This window comes from Flagellimonas flava, assembly GCF_050617915.1.
Taxonomy (GTDB): Bacteria; Bacteroidota; Bacteroidia; order Flavobacteriales; family Flavobacteriaceae; genus Flagellimonas; species Flagellimonas flava_A.
In genome coordinates this window covers 210,658-228,274 of the sequence record NZ_JBODQE010000006.1, presented here as the reverse complement: position 1 = coordinate 228,274, position 17,617 = coordinate 210,658, and the positions used below count along the sequence as shown (strand labels likewise).

Genomic DNA, 17,617 nt, shown 5'->3' with positions numbered 1-17,617 from the left:
GTTAGTTTCTCGGTTAGAGAGGTCTAATAAAATAAAACCATTCGTTATATCCAAACATTTTACAAAAATTCTCCTAAAAATTGAGGCTTAAAATCTGGTTCTCAAGGGCTTGCAAAACCCGCTGGTAATCCGAAGAATCGTTTACAAAATCCAAATCACTCATATCCAAAATCATACTGTTCTGGTCTGGGTGGCCCTTTATAAAATCCAGATACCCTTGGTTTATTTTAGCGAGATAATCCGGTGGTATACTTTGCTCATAATCCCTCCCTCTTTTTTTAATATTGGACAATAATCGCTCCGTATTTTGGTAGAGATATAGATAAATATCCGGTTTTTTCACCTCGCGGTACATGAAGTTAAAAACCTTACGGTATAGCTTAAACTCCTCGGCTTGCAAGGTAATCTTGGCAAAAATCAGCGATTTGAAAATATCATAATCACTGACCATAAAACTTTTGAAGAGATCAAATTGGGAGGTGTCATCCGTAAACTGCTGGTAACGGTCCGCCAGAAAAGACATTTCCAAAGGAAATGCATATCGGGCTTGGTCCTTATAAAACTTTGGTAAAAAAGGGTTGTCCGCAAAACGTTCCAAAACCAGCTTGGCATTGAATTCTTCCGCAATCATTTTACATAGTGTGGTCTTGCCTGCTCCAATATTCCCCTCAATGGCGATAAATTGCAATTGCGAAAACAAATCCAAACGGCACTTATAGAGTTTATGCTTGGTTTTTTCAAGTTGATTACGGTCCTTACATTCCTGCAACAGATTACGAATATCCTTGTTTAAAACAGGATGGTACAACTGGGGAGCAATGTCAGCGAGAGGTTTCAACACAAAATTACGATCCTGCATGCTTGGATGCGGGATGTTTAAGGTAGCATCTTCAACTATTTCTGTACCATACAATAGAATGTCGATATCCAACGTACGGGATTGGTATCCTGTTTGACTTTTTCTCTCCCGTCCAAAATCCTTTTCCAACTGCAAGAGTTGTTGGAGTAATTGGGAGGGGGAAAGCTCAGTTTGAACACCAATACACGCATTGAGAAAATCACCTCCTTCAAATCCTACGGCAGCATTTTCATAAACGGAAGAAACAGCAGTAACATCACCTACTTTTTTGGCAATTTCCAGCACGGCCTTTTGCAAGTTTAGTGCGCGTTCGCCCAAATTGCTTCCTAAGGATAAATATGCCTGCTGTCTTAGTGCCATAATCAGAAGGGCAAAATAACAAAACAATCCACAATGGTTTATCTTTGGCCTTGAATAAAATTTGTTGCATGAAGTTTTTGAGAAATCTATTGGCCGCTATTTTGGGGTGTTTGATGGCGTTTGGAATCCTGATGGCCATGTTCTTTATATTCATAACCTTGATTGGAAGCGCCGATCAGGGCGTTGTGGTGAAACAAAACTCGATTTTAGAACTGAGTTTTACCGAACCCATCCGTGATTATGTGGGTCGGGATGATACTGACCCTTTTGCGGGGCTTTGGAGTAATGAGGTTGGATTGGACGATATTATTCACGGAATTAATGTGGCCGCTACCGACGATAACATCAAAGGAATAAGTTTGACCACCAGTTTCTTGCAGGCTGGTCTGGCCCAAGCCCAAGAAATACGAAAAGCGCTATCTGATTTTAAGTCGACTGGCAAATTCATTTATGCCCATTCCGATTTCTTTACCCAAAAAGATTATTACTTGGCCAGTGTGGCGGATGAACTCTACCTAAATCCAGTGGGGGCCATGGATTTTAAAGGTTTGGCTACCGAAGTGCTCTATTTCAAGGATTTACAAGAGAAAGCTGGGGTTAAGATGGAAGTAATTCGCCATGGCAAGTACAAAAGTGCCGTGGAACCTTATTTGTCCAATACCATGAGCGAGGAAAACAGGGAACAGATTGGGGAATTGATCGGTTCTATCTGGGGGCAAATGTTGGAAGATATTGGAGCATCCCGTGACATGGGCACTGACCGTCTGAATATCATTGCGGATACCTTGGGTGGAAGAACCCCAGAATTTGCGGTACAATCTGGGTTGATTGATGGAGAAATCTATTTTGATGAATACGAAACCTTGCTGAAAGCTCAGATGGGTCTGGAACCAACGGAATCCCTTAATTATGTAAAGTTTGAAGATTATTTGCAAGTATCAGGATCCAAAAGGTTAAGAAGTGGAAGGGATAAGATCGCAGTCATCTATGCAGAAGGGGAAATCTATTACGGAGAAGGCGGTAAGGAATTCATCGGTCAAGGTTTGATTACCCGAGCCTTGCAGAAAGCGGTGGAAAACGAGGATATAAAGGCTATTGTATTGCGCGTGAACTCTCCTGGGGGTAGTGCCTTGGTATCTGATATCATTTGGCGCCAAGTGGAATTGGCCAAGAAAGAAAAACCTGTGGTCGTTTCCTTTGGAAACGTGGCGGCCTCTGGAGGCTATTATATTGGTGTTGCTGCGGATAAAATTTTTGCGGAACCCACAACCATTACAGGTTCCATTGGCGTTTTTGGTACTATACCCAATGCGCACGAACTGGCTGGGAATATTGGAATAAATGCGGAGCAGGTGGGTACCAACAAAAACTCGGTGGACTATTCTTTGTTCGAGCCCATGAGCAAAGAGTTCAGGGATGTGGTCCAAGAGGGAATAGAAGATACTTACGAAACTTTTTTGGCTCGTGTGGCAGCAGGTAGAAATATGAGTTTGGAAGCTGTGGATGCCTTGGCCCAAGGTCGGGTTTGGAGTGGCGTGGATGCCGTGGAAAACGGATTGGTGGATGAATTGGGAAGTTTGGACGATGCCATAGAAGCCGCTGCAGAAATGGCCGATTTGGGGGACTTTGGTATTCGGAAGTACCCCAAGTATAAATCCGATTTCCAGCGATTTATGGATGATATGGCTGGAGCAAAGTCCAAAATGGGAGAGGTTCTAATCCAAGAGGAAATTGGGGGAGAGGCCTACCGTATACTAAAGGAGTTTAAAAATATTACCGAACAAAAAGGAATTCAGGCCAGAATGCCATTTAGCCTTAATATCAAATAAGAATGACCCAAGGGGACAAGAAAGCTGCCTTTTCCATCTACCTCTATCTTGGGGCCTTGTTTATCACCTCCTTGGTGGTTTCCAATCTTATTTTTCAAAAGTTCTTTTATTGGAATCCCTTTGGGAAAATTGAAGTTTTTGGAGCTCCCTTATTTGAAATTTCTGTGGGGATTTTACCTTATCCCATTACTTTTTTGATTACAGATTTGATTTCAGAAATTTTCGGCAAGAAAAAGGCCAACCAAGTGGTTATAGCTGGGATTTTCGCTTCATTTTTCTCCCTATTGATTGTCACTGTGGCCAATATTGCTCCTGCCACGGATTGGTCACCTGTGAACAACGAAATGTTCAAATCCGTATTTGGGAACACTATTGTGGCTGTTTTTGCCTCCATGATGGCATACCTGTTGGCCCAATTTATAGATATCCAACTGTACCACTTTTGGAAAAGGATGACCAAGGGCAAGTACCTTTGGCTGCGAAACAACTTTTCTACCTTTTCATCCCAGTTTATAGACACCTTTACGGTGGTACTTCTGCTCTGTATTTTTGGAGAGATTCCATGGGAACTTTTCTACGGTTTGGTCATCAGTGGATTCCTCTTTAAAATTTTTATTGCCCTGTTGGACACCCCTTTGCTCTATCTTTTCGTATATCTCTTTAGAAAAAGATTTAACTTAAAAATAGGGGAAGAGATTAGTCTGGATTGAGCAGTTCTTCCTTATTTTGTGGTAATTAAATCCCAAATTATGAAACGAAAGCTGCTAAAAATTGTGGGCATTGGCCTGCTTGTACTTATTGCCTTGGTCATTTCCTTGCCCTTGCTTCTGGAGGGGAAGGTTGCCGAAATCATTAAAAACAAGGTAAACCAAAACATCAACGCCACCTTGGATTTTGAGGAGGCCAACCTAAGCTTGCTCAAGAGTTTTCCCAACGCCCATGTGGAACTTCGCAATATTTCCTTGATCAATAAGGCCCCATTTGAAGGGGATACCTTGTTTGCATCTGAGAGTATAGTCCTTAAAATGGGAATTTCGGAGCTTTTTAAATCTGCTGAGGAACCTATTGGCATCAAAAGTTTGGATATAGAGGCAGCCCAGCTTCACATTGTTGTGGATGAAAATGAAAATGCCAATTATGATATTGGTAAGGAAGAAGGGGAAGAAGCGGGAAGCTCCGAAGCAACTTCAGACAGCTTTACCCTTTCTATGGATTCCTATGCCATAACCAATTCTGAAATTGTATATCATGATAAAGCTAGCGGAATGCGCTTGGCCATTTCCGAAATGAATCATTCAGGAACCGGAGACCTTTCCTTGGAGCAATCCCAATTGAAGACCTTGACCGATGCCTTGGTGTCATTTGAAATGGACAGTACCAAATACCTGAACAACAATAAGATTTATCTGGACGCCTTGATTGGCATCGACCTAAAGGAAAACAAGTATTCCTTTTTGGAAAACAAGGCTATGGTGAACCAATTATCTCTTGTGTTTGATGGCTTTGTACAGGTGAATGAAGAAAATCAGGAGGTGGATATTAGTTTTAAGACCCCGTCATCAGATTTCAAGAACTTCTTGGCGGTGATTCCAGAGGTGTATTCAAAAAACATTGAAGATGTTAATACCACCGGGAATTTTGAGGTAGCAGGTCAGTTTAAGGGAATTGTGGATGAGGAACACATCCCAACATTTCATATCAGCGTTAATTCAGAAAATGCATCTTTCAAATATCCAGATTTACCCAAATCGGTACGCAACGTCCATATTGATACGGAGATCCATAACAAAACAGGAATTACGGAAGACACCTATGTGGACATCAACAAACTATCTTTTACCATTGATCAGGATAAATTTGACCTAAATGCCAAGATTAGGGATTTGATGGGCAATACCAAGGTGAATGCCCAAATGGATGGTAAAATCAATCTGGCTAATATTTCCCAGGCATATCCTGTGTCCGAGGATTACGGACTTAAGGGCATTTTAACTACGGATGTGACCACGGCATTTGATATGGCTTCCTTGGATAATAAGCAGTACGCCAACACCCAAACCCAGGGGGATTTGGCCTTGGAAGGTTTTGAATATGCGTCGGATGAGCTTAAAAATCCAGTGGAAATCAGTTCTGCGTCCGTCAACTTTACACCAGAGAAGGTGACATTAAGCAATTTTAAGGGGAAAACGGGGAATACGGATTTTAATGCACAGGGAACCCTCAACAATTTATTGGGCTTTATGTTCAATAAGGAGAATGTGGAAGGGAACTTCACCCTAGCCTCCAATACATTTGCCCTAACCGATTTTATGGTGGAGGAATCTGGGGAGGAAGCAGGAGAAAGTACGGGAACTGTTGAGGAGCGAATCAAGATTCCATCCTTTTTGGATTGTACGATTGATGCATCAGCTAATACTGTCTTGTACGATAATTTGAATTTGAAGAATGTCAAAGGAAAATTTATTATCAAGGATGAAACAGCAACTGTTCAAGGCTTGCAATCCGATTTGTTCGGGGGTACGCTAGGTCTTAATGGTTCTGTGTCAACTAAGGAGGAAGTTTCCACTTTTGATATGGATTTGGGGATGGACAATTTCAATATTGGTGATTCCTTTGCTTCCCTGGAACTGTTTAAGGTATTGGCACCTTTGGCCAATGCGCTGCAAGGTAAATTGAATTCTGACGTGAAGATTTCAGGAAATCTGAAAGAAGATTTTACACCTAATTTGGCGACCATTTCCGGGAATGTACTGGCCGAGTTGTTGTCCACCAAAGTGGATACCCAAAAGGCACCTTTACTTTCATCCTTAAACGGGCAACTCAGCTTTTTGAATACCGAGGATTTGGATTTGAGCGATTTAAAAACCGCTTTGAGCTTTGACAATGGCTCCGTTAAGGTGAAGCCCTTTAGTCTAAAATACAAGGACATAGCGGTGAATGTGGACGGTAGCCATACCTTTGACCAACAGTTGAACTACAACGCCACCTTGGATGTGCCCGCCAAGTATTTGGGGTCTGAGGTGAACAATTTGATCGCTAAAATTGACGATTCGGACTTGGAAAACTTGACCATTCCAGTGGTGGCAAGCATTGGGGGTAATTATACCAGCCCATCGGTCAGTACGGACTTAAGTTCAGGAGTTACCAAATTGACCAATCAATTGGTGGAAATCCAGAAGCAAAAGCTGGTCAATCAGGGCAAGGACAAGGCCAAAGACTTGATTGCCGATGTGTTCAAATCCGATGAAAAAGACTCCACGACTACGGAATCCAAAGGGGTTACGGAAACTTTGGGGGATTTACTAGGGGACAAAGAGAAAACCACCGATTCCACAGAAACTAAGGCAGACCCAGTGGAGAACGCCGCAAAATCGATTTTGGGCGGTATTTTGGGCAAGAAGAAAAAGGATACTGTGAACAATTAGTCCACCGTAACCATAACTGGTAAGTGGTCTGAAACAAAAAAGCCATTTTTTCTTTTGTCATCAATGGCAATATAACTTTTCACCGTCAAGTTCTTGACCAGGATATAATCTATTCTATTCTTAAGATTGTCCATGGTTTTAAAGCTGTTGGAAGTGCCAATAGGGCCATAAGGTGTTGTTTCACTTGCCTCAAAAGCATCTTTGAATTCTTGTTTCAATATCTGGATAGGTTTGCTATCGGGAAGGCTATTCAAATCGCCGATCACGGCAACCCGTTCGTTGCCAACTCCCATTTTTTTGATCAGATCAAGGACCACTTTGGAGGAATTTTCTCGGGCCAAAGGGCCTATATGATCATAATGGCAATTGAAAACATGCAATATCTTTTGGTTGTCTTTATCCTTGAATTTTGCATAGGTAACAATTCGTTCCATGGAGGCATCCCAACCCACGGAAACCTTTTCTGGGGTTTCAGAGAGCCAATAGGTTTTGGTGTCCAGAAGCTCCAGAGACGATTTGTTGTAAAAGATAGCTGCATATTCCCCCTTTTCCTTGCCGTCGTCCCTGCCAACCCCAACGTAGTCGTATTGGGTAAGAAAGCCATCCAAAAAAGTCACCTGCTCATGTAAACCCTCCTGAATGCCCATTATTTCTGGCTTGTAAAAGTTGACCAAGGCACCAACATCCTCTTTTCTTTTTTCCCACCAATTTTCACCGTCTTTGGGATTGTTGTACCTAATATTAAAGGTCATGATGGATTGTTGGGCGTTTATGCTCACAGCAATTACCAAACAAAGACAAACAAGCGTAATTTGTTTCATTAAACAATTAGTTAATTAGCACATTTAGTTGATTCCAATACCGACAAAGTAACCCTCATTGGCCCGGACATTAAAAACGGTTTGGTCTTCAAATATGAGGTATTGTCCTTTTACTCCTTTTAAAATGCCAGAATAACTTGGTGTTTTATCCAAATTCAGGCTTTTTACCTTTTCTGGGTATTGCAATACGGGAAATTCCAAGTGCGTCTCAGCGTTGGAATCAATAAAGTAGTCCACGACTTCCTCTGGAACGTGGGTTTTAAGTTTATCCCGCCATTCTACCAAATTCACATCCTCAATATCATTTTTGAGCATTTTTTGCCAACTGGTCTTATCACTGACATGGGCTTTTAAGGCCACTTCCGTAATTCCTGCCAAATAGCGGTTTGGGACTTCCACAATTTCTATGGCCTCATGGGCACCCTGGTCTATCCATCGAGTCGGCACCTGATTTTTTCGGGTAACACCTACTTTTACATTGCTTGAATTGGCCAAGTACACAATATGGGGCTGCAATTGGGCCTTTTTTTCGTACTCCAAATCCCGATCTTCCTTGTCCAAATGGGCGGTACTCAGTTCGGGTTTCATGATCCAATCCCCAGCTGCCGGGCTTTCAAAAAAACAGGATCTGCAAAATCCTTGTCGATATATAGGAAGTTCCCTTCCGCAGTTAAGACACTGGTATTTAATAAAGTCGATTTGGATTTCCTTATCCAAAAGCTGGTTGATATTGATAAAATCGTTCTCAAAAACCAGAAAATACTGGATGGGATTCCCATTTTCGGTTCTCATTTTTCTGAGCACTCCTTGATAAAGCATGGTAAAATGGCTGTTTTTAAGCGTATTTGAAAATAAGGGGTATATGCGCTATTTTAGCTATAGGACCAAACCCCAAACTCGGTTAAAGATACCCAAAAATGCCAATACCTTTATTCAATTCCATAGCATCTTGGTTGCTTAAAAAGCGCTATCACCAAATAGAACTTTTTTTAAAATACCCTTTGGATGTGCAAAAGGAGGTTTTGTTCCATTTAGTTGACTTTTCCAAGGATACCCAAATGGGTAAAAAGTATGGGTTTGGGAACATCAACCAGTATGAGGAATTTGCAGAAAGGGTACCCATACGAAATTATGAAGGTGTGGCTGAGATGATCGAGCGCTCAAGGAGGGGGGAACAGAATCTGTTTTGGCCCACAACCATTAAATGGTTTGCCAAAAGTAGTGGTACCACCAATGCCAAGAGCAAATTTATTCCTGTGAGCACAGAGGCGTTGGAGGACTGTCACTACAAATCCAGTAAGGATCTTTTATGCCTTTATTTGAACAACAACGAGAATTCGCAGCTGTTTACGGGAAAAAGTCTGAGGCTAGGGGGGAGTAAGGAACTCTATGAGGATAACGGTACCTTTTTTGGGGATCTTTCTGCCATTTTAATTGATAACATGCCGCTTTGGGCCGAATATAGCAGTACGCCCAGTAATAGGGTTTCTTTGATGAGTGAATGGGAGTCCAAATTGGAGGCCATTATTGAAGAGAGTATCCAGGAAAATGTAACCAGTTTGGCAGGTGTGCCCTCGTGGATGTTGGTATTGTTAAACAATGTCCTGCAAAAAACTGGGAAAAGGCACCTATTTGAAATTTGGGAAAATCTTGAGGTGTACTTCCATGGCGGGGTGAGCTTTGCTCCTTACCGGGATCAGTATAAAAAGTTGTTGCCTAGAAAGAGTTTTAATTTTTACGAGACCTATAATGCCTCGGAGGGATTTTTTGGGATTCAGGATAGAAATAATGCAGATGATTTACTGTTGATGTTGGATTATGGCATTTTTTACGAGTTTATTCCCATGGACACCTATGGCAAAGAAGATAAAGCAGTACCGCTTTGGGATGTGAAAATAGGAGTGAACTATGCCATGGTTATCACCACCAATGCTGGATTGTGGCGCTACAAAATTGGGGATACGGTACGTTTTACTTCCATAGACCCTTATCGAATTCGCATAACTGGCAGAACCAAACACCATATCAATGCCTTTGGAGAAGAGTTGATCATAGAAAATGCAGAGGAGGCCCTGAAGCAGATCTGTCAAAAGACCGATTCGGAAATCATGGATTATACCGCTGCACCCATTTTTATGAATGGGCAGGAGAAAGGAGCCCATGAATGGATCATTGAGTTTCGAAAGCCGCCAAAGGATGTGGACTACTTCACCGAATTTTTGGATAATGCACTAAAATCGTTGAATTCGGATTACGAAGCGAAGCGGTATAATAATATCACCCTTAAAATGCCCAAGGTGCATATGGCTCGCCAAAATCTCTTCCATGATTGGCTGAAATCCAAGAACAAACTTGGAGGGCAACATAAGATTCCCAGATTATCCAATGAGCGTTGTTATGTGGACGAATTATTGGAAATGAACCTAAAGAGTGAGTAATTTAGTGAATAATGGATTTACGAAAACGTTTTCGTAAAACTTCCCCATTCGTCGAACAATCTTTCCTTTTGGACAAATAAATGCGGTTTTTTGGCGTTTAAGCTTGAAGTTTGGATGAACAAACAAGGTTCCCTCATCTTAAAACTAAACTAAATTATAACTGGCATGGCTGAAAAACTAGTTGTTATCTCCGATATGTGGGGGGTAAAAAAAGGACTCTGGATAACTTCGTACTTTGGGTACCTGCAGCAATACTACAATATTAAATTTTATGACTGTCAGCAGTTGGCTGATATAGACGTTCCGGTTTCTACAGAGGAGAACATCCACAAGGCCTTTGTTGAGGGCGGTATTGATACCGCTGTTGCGCATTTGTTGAAAAAGGAATCAGAGCCCAGTCATTACTTAGCGTTTAGCACAGGAGGGACCATTGCATGGAAAGCGGCCCTTAAAGGACTTCCCATGAAATCTTTGACGGCCATCTCACCAACCCGTGTTCGATACGAAGAGCAAAGCCCCAATGTGCCCATGAACCTTATTTTTGGGGAATGTGACAAATTCAAACCTGGCATGAAATGGGCCAAGCAAGTAGAGGTCGATTTGAACGTAGTCCCAAGTTTTGGGCATCAGCTCTATTCTGACGAAAAAATTATTTCTGAAGTTTGTTTGGACCTTTTGGAAAAAGTGACCAAAAAAGCAATCTAAGAAACGGCCTTTAACTTTTTGATCGTCTCGTGGGACAATTTTTCCTCGGCATAAGCCTTGGTGACCTTAAATTCCTTTTCTTCGGTACTGGGCATTTCAAACATGGCATCGGTAAACACGGCCTCGCATAAGGAACGAAGTCCACGAGCACCCAATTTGTATTCCACCGCCTTTTCCACTATATAAGAAAGTGCTTGTTCCGTGATGCTGAATGTGATTCCATCCATGGAAAAAAGCTTCTCATATTGTTTGATGATAGCATTCTTGGGTTCGGTAAGAATTGCTCTTAACGTTTTGGAATCCAATGGATTCATGTGGGTCAATACAGGAAGTCTACCAATGATTTCCGGAATCAAACCAAATTCCTTTAAGTCCTTTGGAATGATGTATTGCAATATGTTTTCATTATCCAAGCGATCTTCAGCCTTGGAAGCACTATACCCAACAGCCTGCATATTCAAGCGTTTGGTAATGATTCTTTCAATGCCGTCAAAGGCTCCACCGGCCACAAATAGGATATTTTCAGTATTTACTTCAATGAACTTTTGGTCCGGATGCTTACGCCCTCCTTTCGGGGGAACGTTGACCACAGTACCTTCCAATAATTTCAACAGTCCTTGTTGTACACCTTCCCCTGATACATCACGGGTAATGGATGGATTGTCGCTTTTACGGGCAATTTTGTCAATTTCATCAATAAAGACTATCCCTCGCTCCGCTTTCTCCAGATTATAGTCAGCCGCTTGAAGCAAGCGGGTTAGAATGCTTTCCACATCTTCCCCAACATATCCTGCCTCTGTAAGCACCGTTGCATCAACAATGGCCAAAGGAACATTTAGCATTCGGGCTATGGTTTTGGCAATCAATGTTTTACCGGTACCGGTCTGCCCCACCATTACAATGTTGCTCTTTTGGATTTCTACTTCGTCCTCCTTGTTTTTGGGCTGAAGCAATCTTTTATAGTGGTTGTAAACGGCAACGGACATTACTTTTTTGGTGCGTTCCTGCCCAATCACAAAAGTGTCCAAAAAATCACGGATTTCCATAGGTTTCTTCAAAACCAATTCTGAAGAAAGGTCTTGATTTTTGGACTGTTTGGACTCTTCCGCTACAATACTATGGGCCTGTTCAATACATCTATCACATATATGTGCATCCAGTCCGGCAATCAAAAGATTGGTCTCCGGCTTCTTTCTCCCACAAAATGAACATTCCAAATTTTCCTTTGCCATATAAGACTAACTCATAAAGTTCAACCACAATAACGGAAAAAAACTCGATTTGGTTTGTGCCAAACGCCTGTTTTTAACCGTTTTGTTCGGTTTTAGGACTTATCCCTTACTAAAATTTCATCTATCATACCATATTTTTTGGCCTCATCTGCCTTCATCCAGTAATCCCGGTCACTGTCTTCGCTTACTTTCTCAAATTTTTGACCGGAGTGTTTGGCAATAACATGATATAGCTCTTCTTTTAGCTTTAGTATTTCCCGTGCAGTAATTTCAATATCGCTGGCCTGTCCCTGGGCTCCACCCATAGGTTGGTGGATCATAACACGTGAGTGGGTCAATCCGCTACGCTTGCCTTCGTGCCCGGCACAAAGCAGTACAGCGGCCATGGAAGCGGCAATTCCTGTACAGATAGTGGCCACATCCGGTTTGATGAACTGCATGGTATCGTAGATACCCAGTCCCGCATAAACGCTACCGCCGGGCGAGTTGATATAAATTTGAATGTCCTTGGAGGCATCGGCACTCTCCAAAAAGAGCAACTGTGCTTGGACAATATTGGCCACCTGATCATTGATTCCCGTACCCAAAAAGATGATACGATCCATCATCAAACGAGAGAAAACGTCCATTGCAATGGCATTCAATTGTCTTTCCTCGATAATATTTGGGGTCATGTTCACTGGATACATGCTGCTCATGATCTTATCATAGTACATGCTGTTTATCCCGTGATGCTGGGTGGCATATTTTTTGAATTCTTTTCCGTAATCCATAGGATTTCTTTCGATTTTGCTTAAAAAAAAGGTGCCGAAAAAATAGCTTTCCGGCACCGTAAAGATACTTAATTTTCTTTTAGCCGAATCCTAGCTATAGGCTTCCTTTACAAAGTCCTCATAGGTCACTTCCTTGACCTTAAGGTTAGCCTTTTCCTTGAAGAGATCCAGAAGTTTCTGGCTCATCAACTGCTCAGATAGCCTTTTTACTTCATCCTGATTGCTCATAACCCTATTGGCCACATTTTCCAATTCCTCTTCTTGGGGATCCAAATGACCGTATTGTGCCATTTGGGATTTGATGAATCCTTTGGCAAATTCCTTCAACTCATCAAACTGTACTTGAAGATCATTTTCCTTAATGATCTTTCCTTCGATTAACTGATAGCGAAGGCCTTTTTCAGACTTTTCAAATTCTTCACTGGCCTCATCATCCGTCAATGGATTTTCGCCACTTACCTGAATCCATTTTTTAAGGAATTCCGAAGGAAGTTCAAATTTGGTATCCTCAATCAGTTTTTCAGTAACATCGTTCAATAATTTTTGGTCGGACTGCTGCTCAAACTGCTTTTCAGAATCTTCTTTGATTCGCTCACGAAGTTCCTTTTCAGATTTTACATTATCCTTACCAAACAGTTTGTCAAACAACTCTTGATCAAGTACCGCAGGCTCACGCTCATTGATTTCATCAATAGTGAAAGTAACCTCGATGTTCAGTTTTTCGGCTTTTTGACGGTCAATTCCCAAGGCACTTGAAAGCAGGTAGTCTTCCTTGAACAATCCTTTGGTCTTAAGCGCAACACTTTCACCAACCTTCTGTCCAACTAGGGCGTCAATAGCCTTTTTGCTTTTTATTTTATCAAGCTCAATGGTGGTCTTGTGCTCAATTTCCTCGGCTTCGTTTACAAACGTACCGGTGATTTCATCCTTTTTGCCAATTTCCGTTTTGGAAACCAGTTTACCATACTGCTTTTGAATTCGATCCACTTGCTCATCGATCATTTTCTTGTCGGCAACAATCTTGTATTGGGTAATGGCTTTTTTGGTTTTTACTTTAACCTCGAAACTTGGGGCAAGACCTAATTCAAATTCAAAATCAAGGTTTTCATTGTCCCAGTCAAAATTATCTTGTTGCTTGGGAAGGGGATTCCCCAATACGTCCAATTTTTCTTCCGTAAGATATTTGTTGAGGTTGTCCTGAAGTAATTTGTTTACTTCATCCACCAAAACGGCTTTACCATATTGTTTTTTGATAAGGCCCATGGGAACCTGTCCCTTGCGAAAACCAGGAATATTGGCCTGTTTTCTATAATCCTTAAGAATTTGATCAACCTTTTCTTGATAATCATCCTTGCTAATGGCAACTTTCACCACCGCATTTAGCTCATCAATCTGCTCTTTTGTGATATTCATCTCCTACCTTGTTTGCTATTCAAAAATGGGTGGCAAAAGTAAGGCATTTTAATCAGTGGGGCAACTTTTTAAAGCGTTGAATTTCAAACGAAATCTTTTCTATTTGTCTTCTTTCAGTAACGAATGCAAAATAGATTGCAAAAATGAGAGCAAAAGGCTAAAAATAATGGCCCATAAAACACCGGAAACTTGAAAACCTGAGATAAAATGTGCCGCAGTTAATATGATGATGGCATTGATGATCAATAGGAAGAGCCCTAATGTTAAAATAGTAATGGGTAGGGTGAGAATGATCAAAATGGGTTTGACCAATATGTTGAGAACACTGATCACAAGAGCCACAATAATGGCAGTTTGATAGGTGTCTACGTCCACTCCGGGAAGAACATAACTTAGAATGATTACCGCCAAGGCATTCAAAAGGAGTCTAATAATCAGTTTCATGAGGTTTGGATTTTGAACATAAAAAAAGCACCGTGTAAACGGTGCCCTTAATATAATGAAATTAAGTGTTGTTCAATTAGTCAATATAGAGTCCTGTAAAATTTAGAGGCTCTACAGGGGGAAGGTTTGAGCCAAATTTCGCGTTTATTACTTCCAAAAAGGCGTTGGCAACAATGGCGTAACCTCGAGGAGCCGGATGTACCCCATCCAGGGAGAAACCACCACCTGTGGCAAAAACATTGGTAACCACGCTACCATCGGTCTGTGGAAACCCGGTTTCCCTTAACTCGTCTAGCTTGGCATTCATGTCAACTAATCCAAGATCGTATTGGGTGGCCAAAGCAGCAATGGTGGCGTTATACGCAGTTTGGGCTGTCTCAATAGCGGTCTGTTCTTCAGGGGTTAACACCCATTGGTCTTCCAAAGGATAGGTTATTCCGTTAACGGAAAGCTGCCCCGCAGTTGCTGGATCAACTCCCAAACCTGTCAACATGGCAAATGCTTCCTCGTTCAAAGTGGCAATCTCAGAACTTGAGGTCAATACCAATAGGTCATCCGCATTGGCCTGACGAGCCTGACCGTACAGTAGACCGGTAACTCCGGCCGTTCCGGCATCTACCCCGTTCATGACCAAAGCCCCAGTTATTTGAGCCGATAAATCAGTCAAATCCTCATCTTTGATAATAACAGCACTAGCAGCGGATTCAGAAAAAACGAATTGTCTTTCTGGTACTCCCAAGGCTTGGAAAACCAAGTTCAATCCTGCAAACTGGGCGTTTAGCACCGGTATTTGTGGGCCAAAATCCGGATTGGTCGGATCAAGTGGTGCAAAAGGAACCGTGGTAAAAAACGGAATGTCCTTTACATCTGGAATATTGGCAATTACCCCATCAGCATTTCCTGCGGTCATCGCTTGCAAAATTGCATCAAGTGATCCTGCAAAAACATTTGGATCTGTAATATCATTTCTTTCGTAAGTTGCGGGATTAAAATTTCCTGTTTGGTCTGTTCCCGACCCACCATTGGTGGCATACAATAGGATATCATTGGCGCCTGTCCACAGAGTGAAAAAGCTGGGATTTTGCGCTGCAGCATCCCCAATGACCGTGGCATCCTCTGCCGAGGAAAAACGTGCGAAATAAGGATTCGCAGTTCCTAGGGCAACTCCTGTTACACTTCCATATCCTGGAGCCAACAGTTCATAACTCTTGGAACCGGGCACTCCCATATTGTTGAATGAGCCTGAAAGTTTAGTGGAAATCTCGGTGGTACCGGTTCCACTCTTAGGGGTAGGTGCAGGACCATCCGGAGTGAACAGAAGAATCAATCGGTTGCCAAGTATAGGATTTCCACCTAAGGTAGCTCCGCCTAAATCATCTGCCATAAAAGGAATATTGAAGCTTCCTCCACCAGCCAGGGCAAATTGCGTGGCCAACATATTGGGGAAAGAGGCTGCCTGTCCTGATTCAAAGAGTGCATTATCCGAAAAACCAGCGGTTAGGGAATTCCCCACGGCCACATAGTTACTAAAGTCTGCCGAACCGGACGTATATTCAACCGGTGTTGGGTCTGGATCCATGGCAACTGGTGCCTCATCATCTTCACATGCAACCATCAACCCTAGAAGGGGGAGCATTAGGGCATAAAACTTTTTCATCTTATTATCTGTTTGAGTTAGTTTATGTTAACAAGGGGTTAATCCAATGGTACCAAATCTAGATCAAAATTGTTATCCAGACAATAAAATGGGCAAAAAAATTATGCATGCATAATAAAATGCATCAAATTTTATGAATTTAAAAAATGGAGCGACTTTTCAAAAAACTGCCTTGGATTTTCGGCATGGAGCCAATGTCCCGCTTTTTCAACAGTTTGTATATCGGCATTGGGAAAATGTCTGTGTATGCCTGGAAAGTCATTGGGAAGTATATATTCCGAACGATCACCCCTAAGAAAAAGGGTAGGGCCATCAAAAGTGGCGGTGGAAGATATGTTTTCCCCTATCTCGTCCATTTTATCCTTGAGGATGTCCAGATTGAATCGAAGGCCTAGTTTGCCCGGTTCCACCCAGTACAGATTTTTTAGCAAAAATTGACGAATCCCTACTTCATTCAAGTGTTGCGCCAATGATTCATCCGCCTCTTTACGTGAGCTAATGTGATCAAAGTCCAACTGCACCAAGGCGTTTATTATGGGTTGGTGGTGCGGGGGGTAGTATTTTGGGGAAATATCGGCTGCCAGCAATTTTTCAACCTGTTGCGGTTGCTCTGTAGCTATTTGCATGGCAGTTTTACCTCCCATGGAGTGACCTATAATACTGGTTTTTTTAATTTGATGCAGATCCAAGTAGCGAAGAACATCCTGACTCATTACCTCATAATCAAATTCCTCTGAATGAAAACTTCGGCCATGGTTCCGTTGATCAACCAAATGCACTTGAAATCCATTCTGGGCATACTGGTTTCCCAAGGTTTTCCAATTGTCTGACATACCCAAAAAGCCATGTAGTATGACCAGTGGTTTACCTTCTCCAATAATTTTTGAATGAAGTATTTCCATTATTTCAATCGGTGTAAATACATGTTGACCACGTTTTCAAGTCCAAGGTAAATGGATTCACAAATCAGTGCATGACCAATGGACACCTCCAAAAGGTTGGGAATATGTTCCTTGAAGAATTGGATGTTGTCCAAACTTAAATCGTGGCCTGCATTTATTCCAAGCCCCAAGTCGTTGGCCACATGCGCAGCTTTAGCAAATGCAGCTATGCTCTCTTCCTTTTTACCTTGTGAAAAGGTATGCGCAAAACTTTCGGTGTATAATTCTATTCTATCTGTACCTGTTTGGGCTGCACCTTGCACCATCTTGTCATCTGGGTCAACAAAAATGGAGGTGCGGATTCCATGATTTTTAAAAGTCTTGATGACATCCACGAGAAAGTCCTTGTGTTTTACTGTGTCCCATCCAGCATTGGAAGTGATGGCATCTTCAGCATCGGGCACAAGGGTTACCTGGGTGGGCTTTACCTCCAACACCAAATCCACAAATTTGGGAATTGGATTTCCTTCGATGTTGAATTCAGTGGTTACTACATCTTTAAGGTCACGCGCATCTTGATAGCGGATATGCCGCTCATCGGGCCTAGGATGAACTGTGATGCCCTGCGCGCCAAAAGATTCTATGTCCTTTGCGGATTGGATAAGGTTTGGGACATTGCCACCTCTTGAATTTCTTAAGGTTGCCAGCTTATTGATATTGACACTGAGTTTTGTCATGAACTTCCTTGGTTTAGAAAGCCAAAAATAAGAATTAGGCACG

At 42.0% G+C, this 17,617-nt stretch carries 15 protein-coding genes; 5 read left to right on the top strand and 10 right to left on the bottom strand.

Annotated elements, in window-relative coordinates:
• Positions 1-73: 73 nt before the first annotated feature.
• Positions 74-1,219: a 2-amino-4-hydroxy-6-hydroxymethyldihydropteridine diphosphokinase gene (gene folK, locus ACRHOZ_RS16360; protein ID WP_431127744.1), complete on the bottom strand. Its 1,146-nt coding sequence runs from the start codon at positions 1,217-1,219 to the stop codon at positions 74-76.
• Between the two features lie 68 nt (positions 1,220-1,287).
• Here folK and sppA point away from each other — a divergent pair, with 68 nt between their 5' ends.
• Genes sppA through ACRHOZ_RS16345 form a run of 3 tightly spaced genes read left to right on the top strand, consistent with a single transcriptional unit; the run spans position 1,288 to position 6,473 of the window.
• Positions 1,288-3,048 (top strand): signal peptide peptidase SppA, encoded by a 1,761-nt coding sequence (sppA, locus tag ACRHOZ_RS16355; protein ID WP_431127741.1) that lies wholly within the window; start codon positions 1,288-1,290, stop codon positions 3,046-3,048.
• A 2-nt stretch (positions 3,049-3,050) separates the two neighbouring features.
• Positions 3,051-3,758, top strand: a complete 708-nt coding sequence (locus ACRHOZ_RS16350) for a queuosine precursor transporter (RefSeq protein WP_431127738.1) — start codon at positions 3,051-3,053, stop codon at positions 3,756-3,758.
• Positions 3,759-3,797: 39 nt separating this feature from the next.
• A complete protein-coding gene (locus ACRHOZ_RS16345) occupies positions 3,798-6,473 on the top strand; it encodes an AsmA-like C-terminal region-containing protein (protein ID WP_431127735.1) in 2,676 nt (891 codons plus the stop codon).
• On the opposite strand, the gene ACRHOZ_RS16340 is transcribed toward ACRHOZ_RS16345, so the two are convergent.
• A complete protein-coding gene (locus tag ACRHOZ_RS16340) occupies positions 6,470-7,294 on the bottom strand; it encodes an endonuclease/exonuclease/phosphatase family protein (RefSeq protein WP_431127732.1) in 825 nt (274 codons plus the stop codon). The two genes, ACRHOZ_RS16345 and ACRHOZ_RS16340, sit on opposite strands and share 4 nt — an antisense overlap.
• A 24-nt stretch (positions 7,295-7,318) precedes the next feature.
• A complete protein-coding gene (locus tag ACRHOZ_RS16335; protein ID WP_431127729.1) occupies positions 7,319-8,113 on the bottom strand; it encodes a DUF2797 domain-containing protein in 795 nt (264 codons plus the stop codon).
• A 98-nt stretch (positions 8,114-8,211) separates the two neighbouring features.
• Between ACRHOZ_RS16335 and ACRHOZ_RS16330 the strand changes: the two genes are divergently transcribed.
• Both ACRHOZ_RS16330 and ACRHOZ_RS16325 read left to right on the top strand, forming a co-directional pair.
• Positions 8,212-9,732 (top strand): GH3 auxin-responsive promoter family protein, encoded by a 1,521-nt coding sequence (locus ACRHOZ_RS16330; RefSeq protein WP_431127726.1) that lies wholly within the window; start codon positions 8,212-8,214, stop codon positions 9,730-9,732.
• A 165-nt stretch (positions 9,733-9,897) separates the two neighbouring features.
• Positions 9,898-10,437 carry a hypothetical protein gene (locus ACRHOZ_RS16325; RefSeq protein ID WP_431127723.1) on the top strand — a complete coding sequence of 180 codons (540 nt, stop codon included), beginning with the start codon at positions 9,898-9,900 and terminating at the stop codon, positions 10,435-10,437.
• Here ACRHOZ_RS16325 and clpX read toward each other — a convergent pair.
• The 7 genes from clpX to ACRHOZ_RS16290 all read right to left on the bottom strand — a co-directional run bounded on the left by clpX (position 10,434) and on the right by ACRHOZ_RS16290 (position 17,574).
• Positions 10,434-11,669, bottom strand: a complete 1,236-nt coding sequence (gene clpX, locus ACRHOZ_RS16320) for an ATP-dependent Clp protease ATP-binding subunit ClpX (RefSeq protein WP_431127720.1) — start codon at positions 11,667-11,669, stop codon at positions 10,434-10,436. The two genes, ACRHOZ_RS16325 and clpX, sit on opposite strands and share 4 nt — an antisense overlap.
• A 92-nt stretch (positions 11,670-11,761) precedes the next feature.
• The gene (gene clpP, locus ACRHOZ_RS16315) at positions 11,762-12,442 is read right to left on the bottom strand and encodes an ATP-dependent Clp endopeptidase proteolytic subunit ClpP (protein WP_431127717.1); all 681 of its coding nucleotides are present in this window, start codon (positions 12,440-12,442) and stop codon (positions 11,762-11,764) included.
• Between the two features lie 90 nt (positions 12,443-12,532).
• Positions 12,533-13,855 carry a trigger factor gene (gene tig, locus ACRHOZ_RS16310; RefSeq protein WP_431127714.1) on the bottom strand — a complete coding sequence of 441 codons (1,323 nt, stop codon included), beginning with the start codon at positions 13,853-13,855 and terminating at the stop codon, positions 12,533-12,535.
• 99 nt (positions 13,856-13,954) lie between these two features.
• On the bottom strand, positions 13,955-14,299 hold the full coding sequence (locus tag ACRHOZ_RS16305; RefSeq protein ID WP_420398698.1) for a phage holin family protein: 345 nt from the start codon (positions 14,297-14,299) through the stop codon (positions 13,955-13,957).
• A gap of 76 nt (positions 14,300-14,375) precedes the next feature.
• A complete protein-coding gene (locus ACRHOZ_RS16300) occupies positions 14,376-15,956 on the bottom strand; it encodes a G-D-S-L family lipolytic protein (protein WP_431127710.1) in 1,581 nt (526 codons plus the stop codon).
• Between the two features lie 131 nt (positions 15,957-16,087).
• A complete protein-coding gene (locus tag ACRHOZ_RS16295) occupies positions 16,088-16,858 on the bottom strand; it encodes an alpha/beta fold hydrolase (RefSeq protein ID WP_431127707.1) in 771 nt (256 codons plus the stop codon).
• Positions 16,858-17,574 carry a pyridoxine 5'-phosphate synthase gene (locus tag ACRHOZ_RS16290; protein ID WP_431127704.1) on the bottom strand — a complete coding sequence of 239 codons (717 nt, stop codon included), beginning with the start codon at positions 17,572-17,574 and terminating at the stop codon, positions 16,858-16,860. The genes ACRHOZ_RS16295 and ACRHOZ_RS16290 overlap by 1 nt, the downstream gene beginning before the upstream one ends.
• Between the last annotated feature and the right edge of the window lie 43 nt (positions 17,575-17,617).

Excerpts from the sequence above, each read along its gene's own strand:
- tig (WP_431127714.1), bottom strand. The coding sequence starts at position 13,855 with ATGAATATCACAAAAGAGCAGATTGATGAGCTAAATGCGGTGGTGAAA.
- ACRHOZ_RS16335 (WP_431127729.1), bottom strand. The coding sequence starts at position 8,113 with ATGCTTTATCAAGGAGTGCTCAGAAAAATGAGAACCGAAAATGGGAAT.
- sppA (WP_431127741.1), top strand. The coding sequence starts at position 1,288 with ATGAAGTTTTTGAGAAATCTATTGGCCGCTATTTTGGGGTGTTTGATG.
- ACRHOZ_RS16325 (WP_431127723.1), top strand. The coding sequence starts at position 9,898 with ATGGCTGAAAAACTAGTTGTTATCTCCGATATGTGGGGGGTAAAAAAA.
- ACRHOZ_RS16340 (WP_431127732.1), bottom strand. The coding sequence starts at position 7,294 with ATGAAACAAATTACGCTTGTTTGTCTTTGTTTGGTAATTGCTGTGAGC.
- ACRHOZ_RS16345 (WP_431127735.1), top strand. The coding sequence starts at position 3,798 with ATGAAACGAAAGCTGCTAAAAATTGTGGGCATTGGCCTGCTTGTACTT.
- folK (WP_431127744.1), bottom strand. The coding sequence starts at position 1,219 with ATGGCACTAAGACAGCAGGCATATTTATCCTTAGGAAGCAATTTGGGC.
- clpX (WP_431127720.1), bottom strand. The coding sequence starts at position 11,669 with ATGGCAAAGGAAAATTTGGAATGTTCATTTTGTGGGAGAAAGAAGCCG.
- ACRHOZ_RS16295 (WP_431127707.1), bottom strand. The coding sequence starts at position 16,858 with ATGGAAATACTTCATTCAAAAATTATTGGAGAAGGTAAACCACTGGTC.
- ACRHOZ_RS16350 (WP_431127738.1), top strand. The coding sequence starts at position 3,051 with ATGACCCAAGGGGACAAGAAAGCTGCCTTTTCCATCTACCTCTATCTT.
- ACRHOZ_RS16290 (WP_431127704.1), bottom strand. The coding sequence starts at position 17,574 with ATGACAAAACTCAGTGTCAATATCAATAAGCTGGCAACCTTAAGAAAT.
- ACRHOZ_RS16305 (WP_420398698.1), bottom strand. The coding sequence starts at position 14,299 with ATGAAACTGATTATTAGACTCCTTTTGAATGCCTTGGCGGTAATCATT.
- ACRHOZ_RS16330 (WP_431127726.1), top strand. The coding sequence starts at position 8,212 with ATGCCAATACCTTTATTCAATTCCATAGCATCTTGGTTGCTTAAAAAG.
- clpP (WP_431127717.1), bottom strand. The coding sequence starts at position 12,442 with ATGGATTACGGAAAAGAATTCAAAAAATATGCCACCCAGCATCACGGG.
- ACRHOZ_RS16300 (WP_431127710.1), bottom strand. The coding sequence starts at position 15,956 with ATGAAAAAGTTTTATGCCCTAATGCTCCCCCTTCTAGGGTTGATGGTT.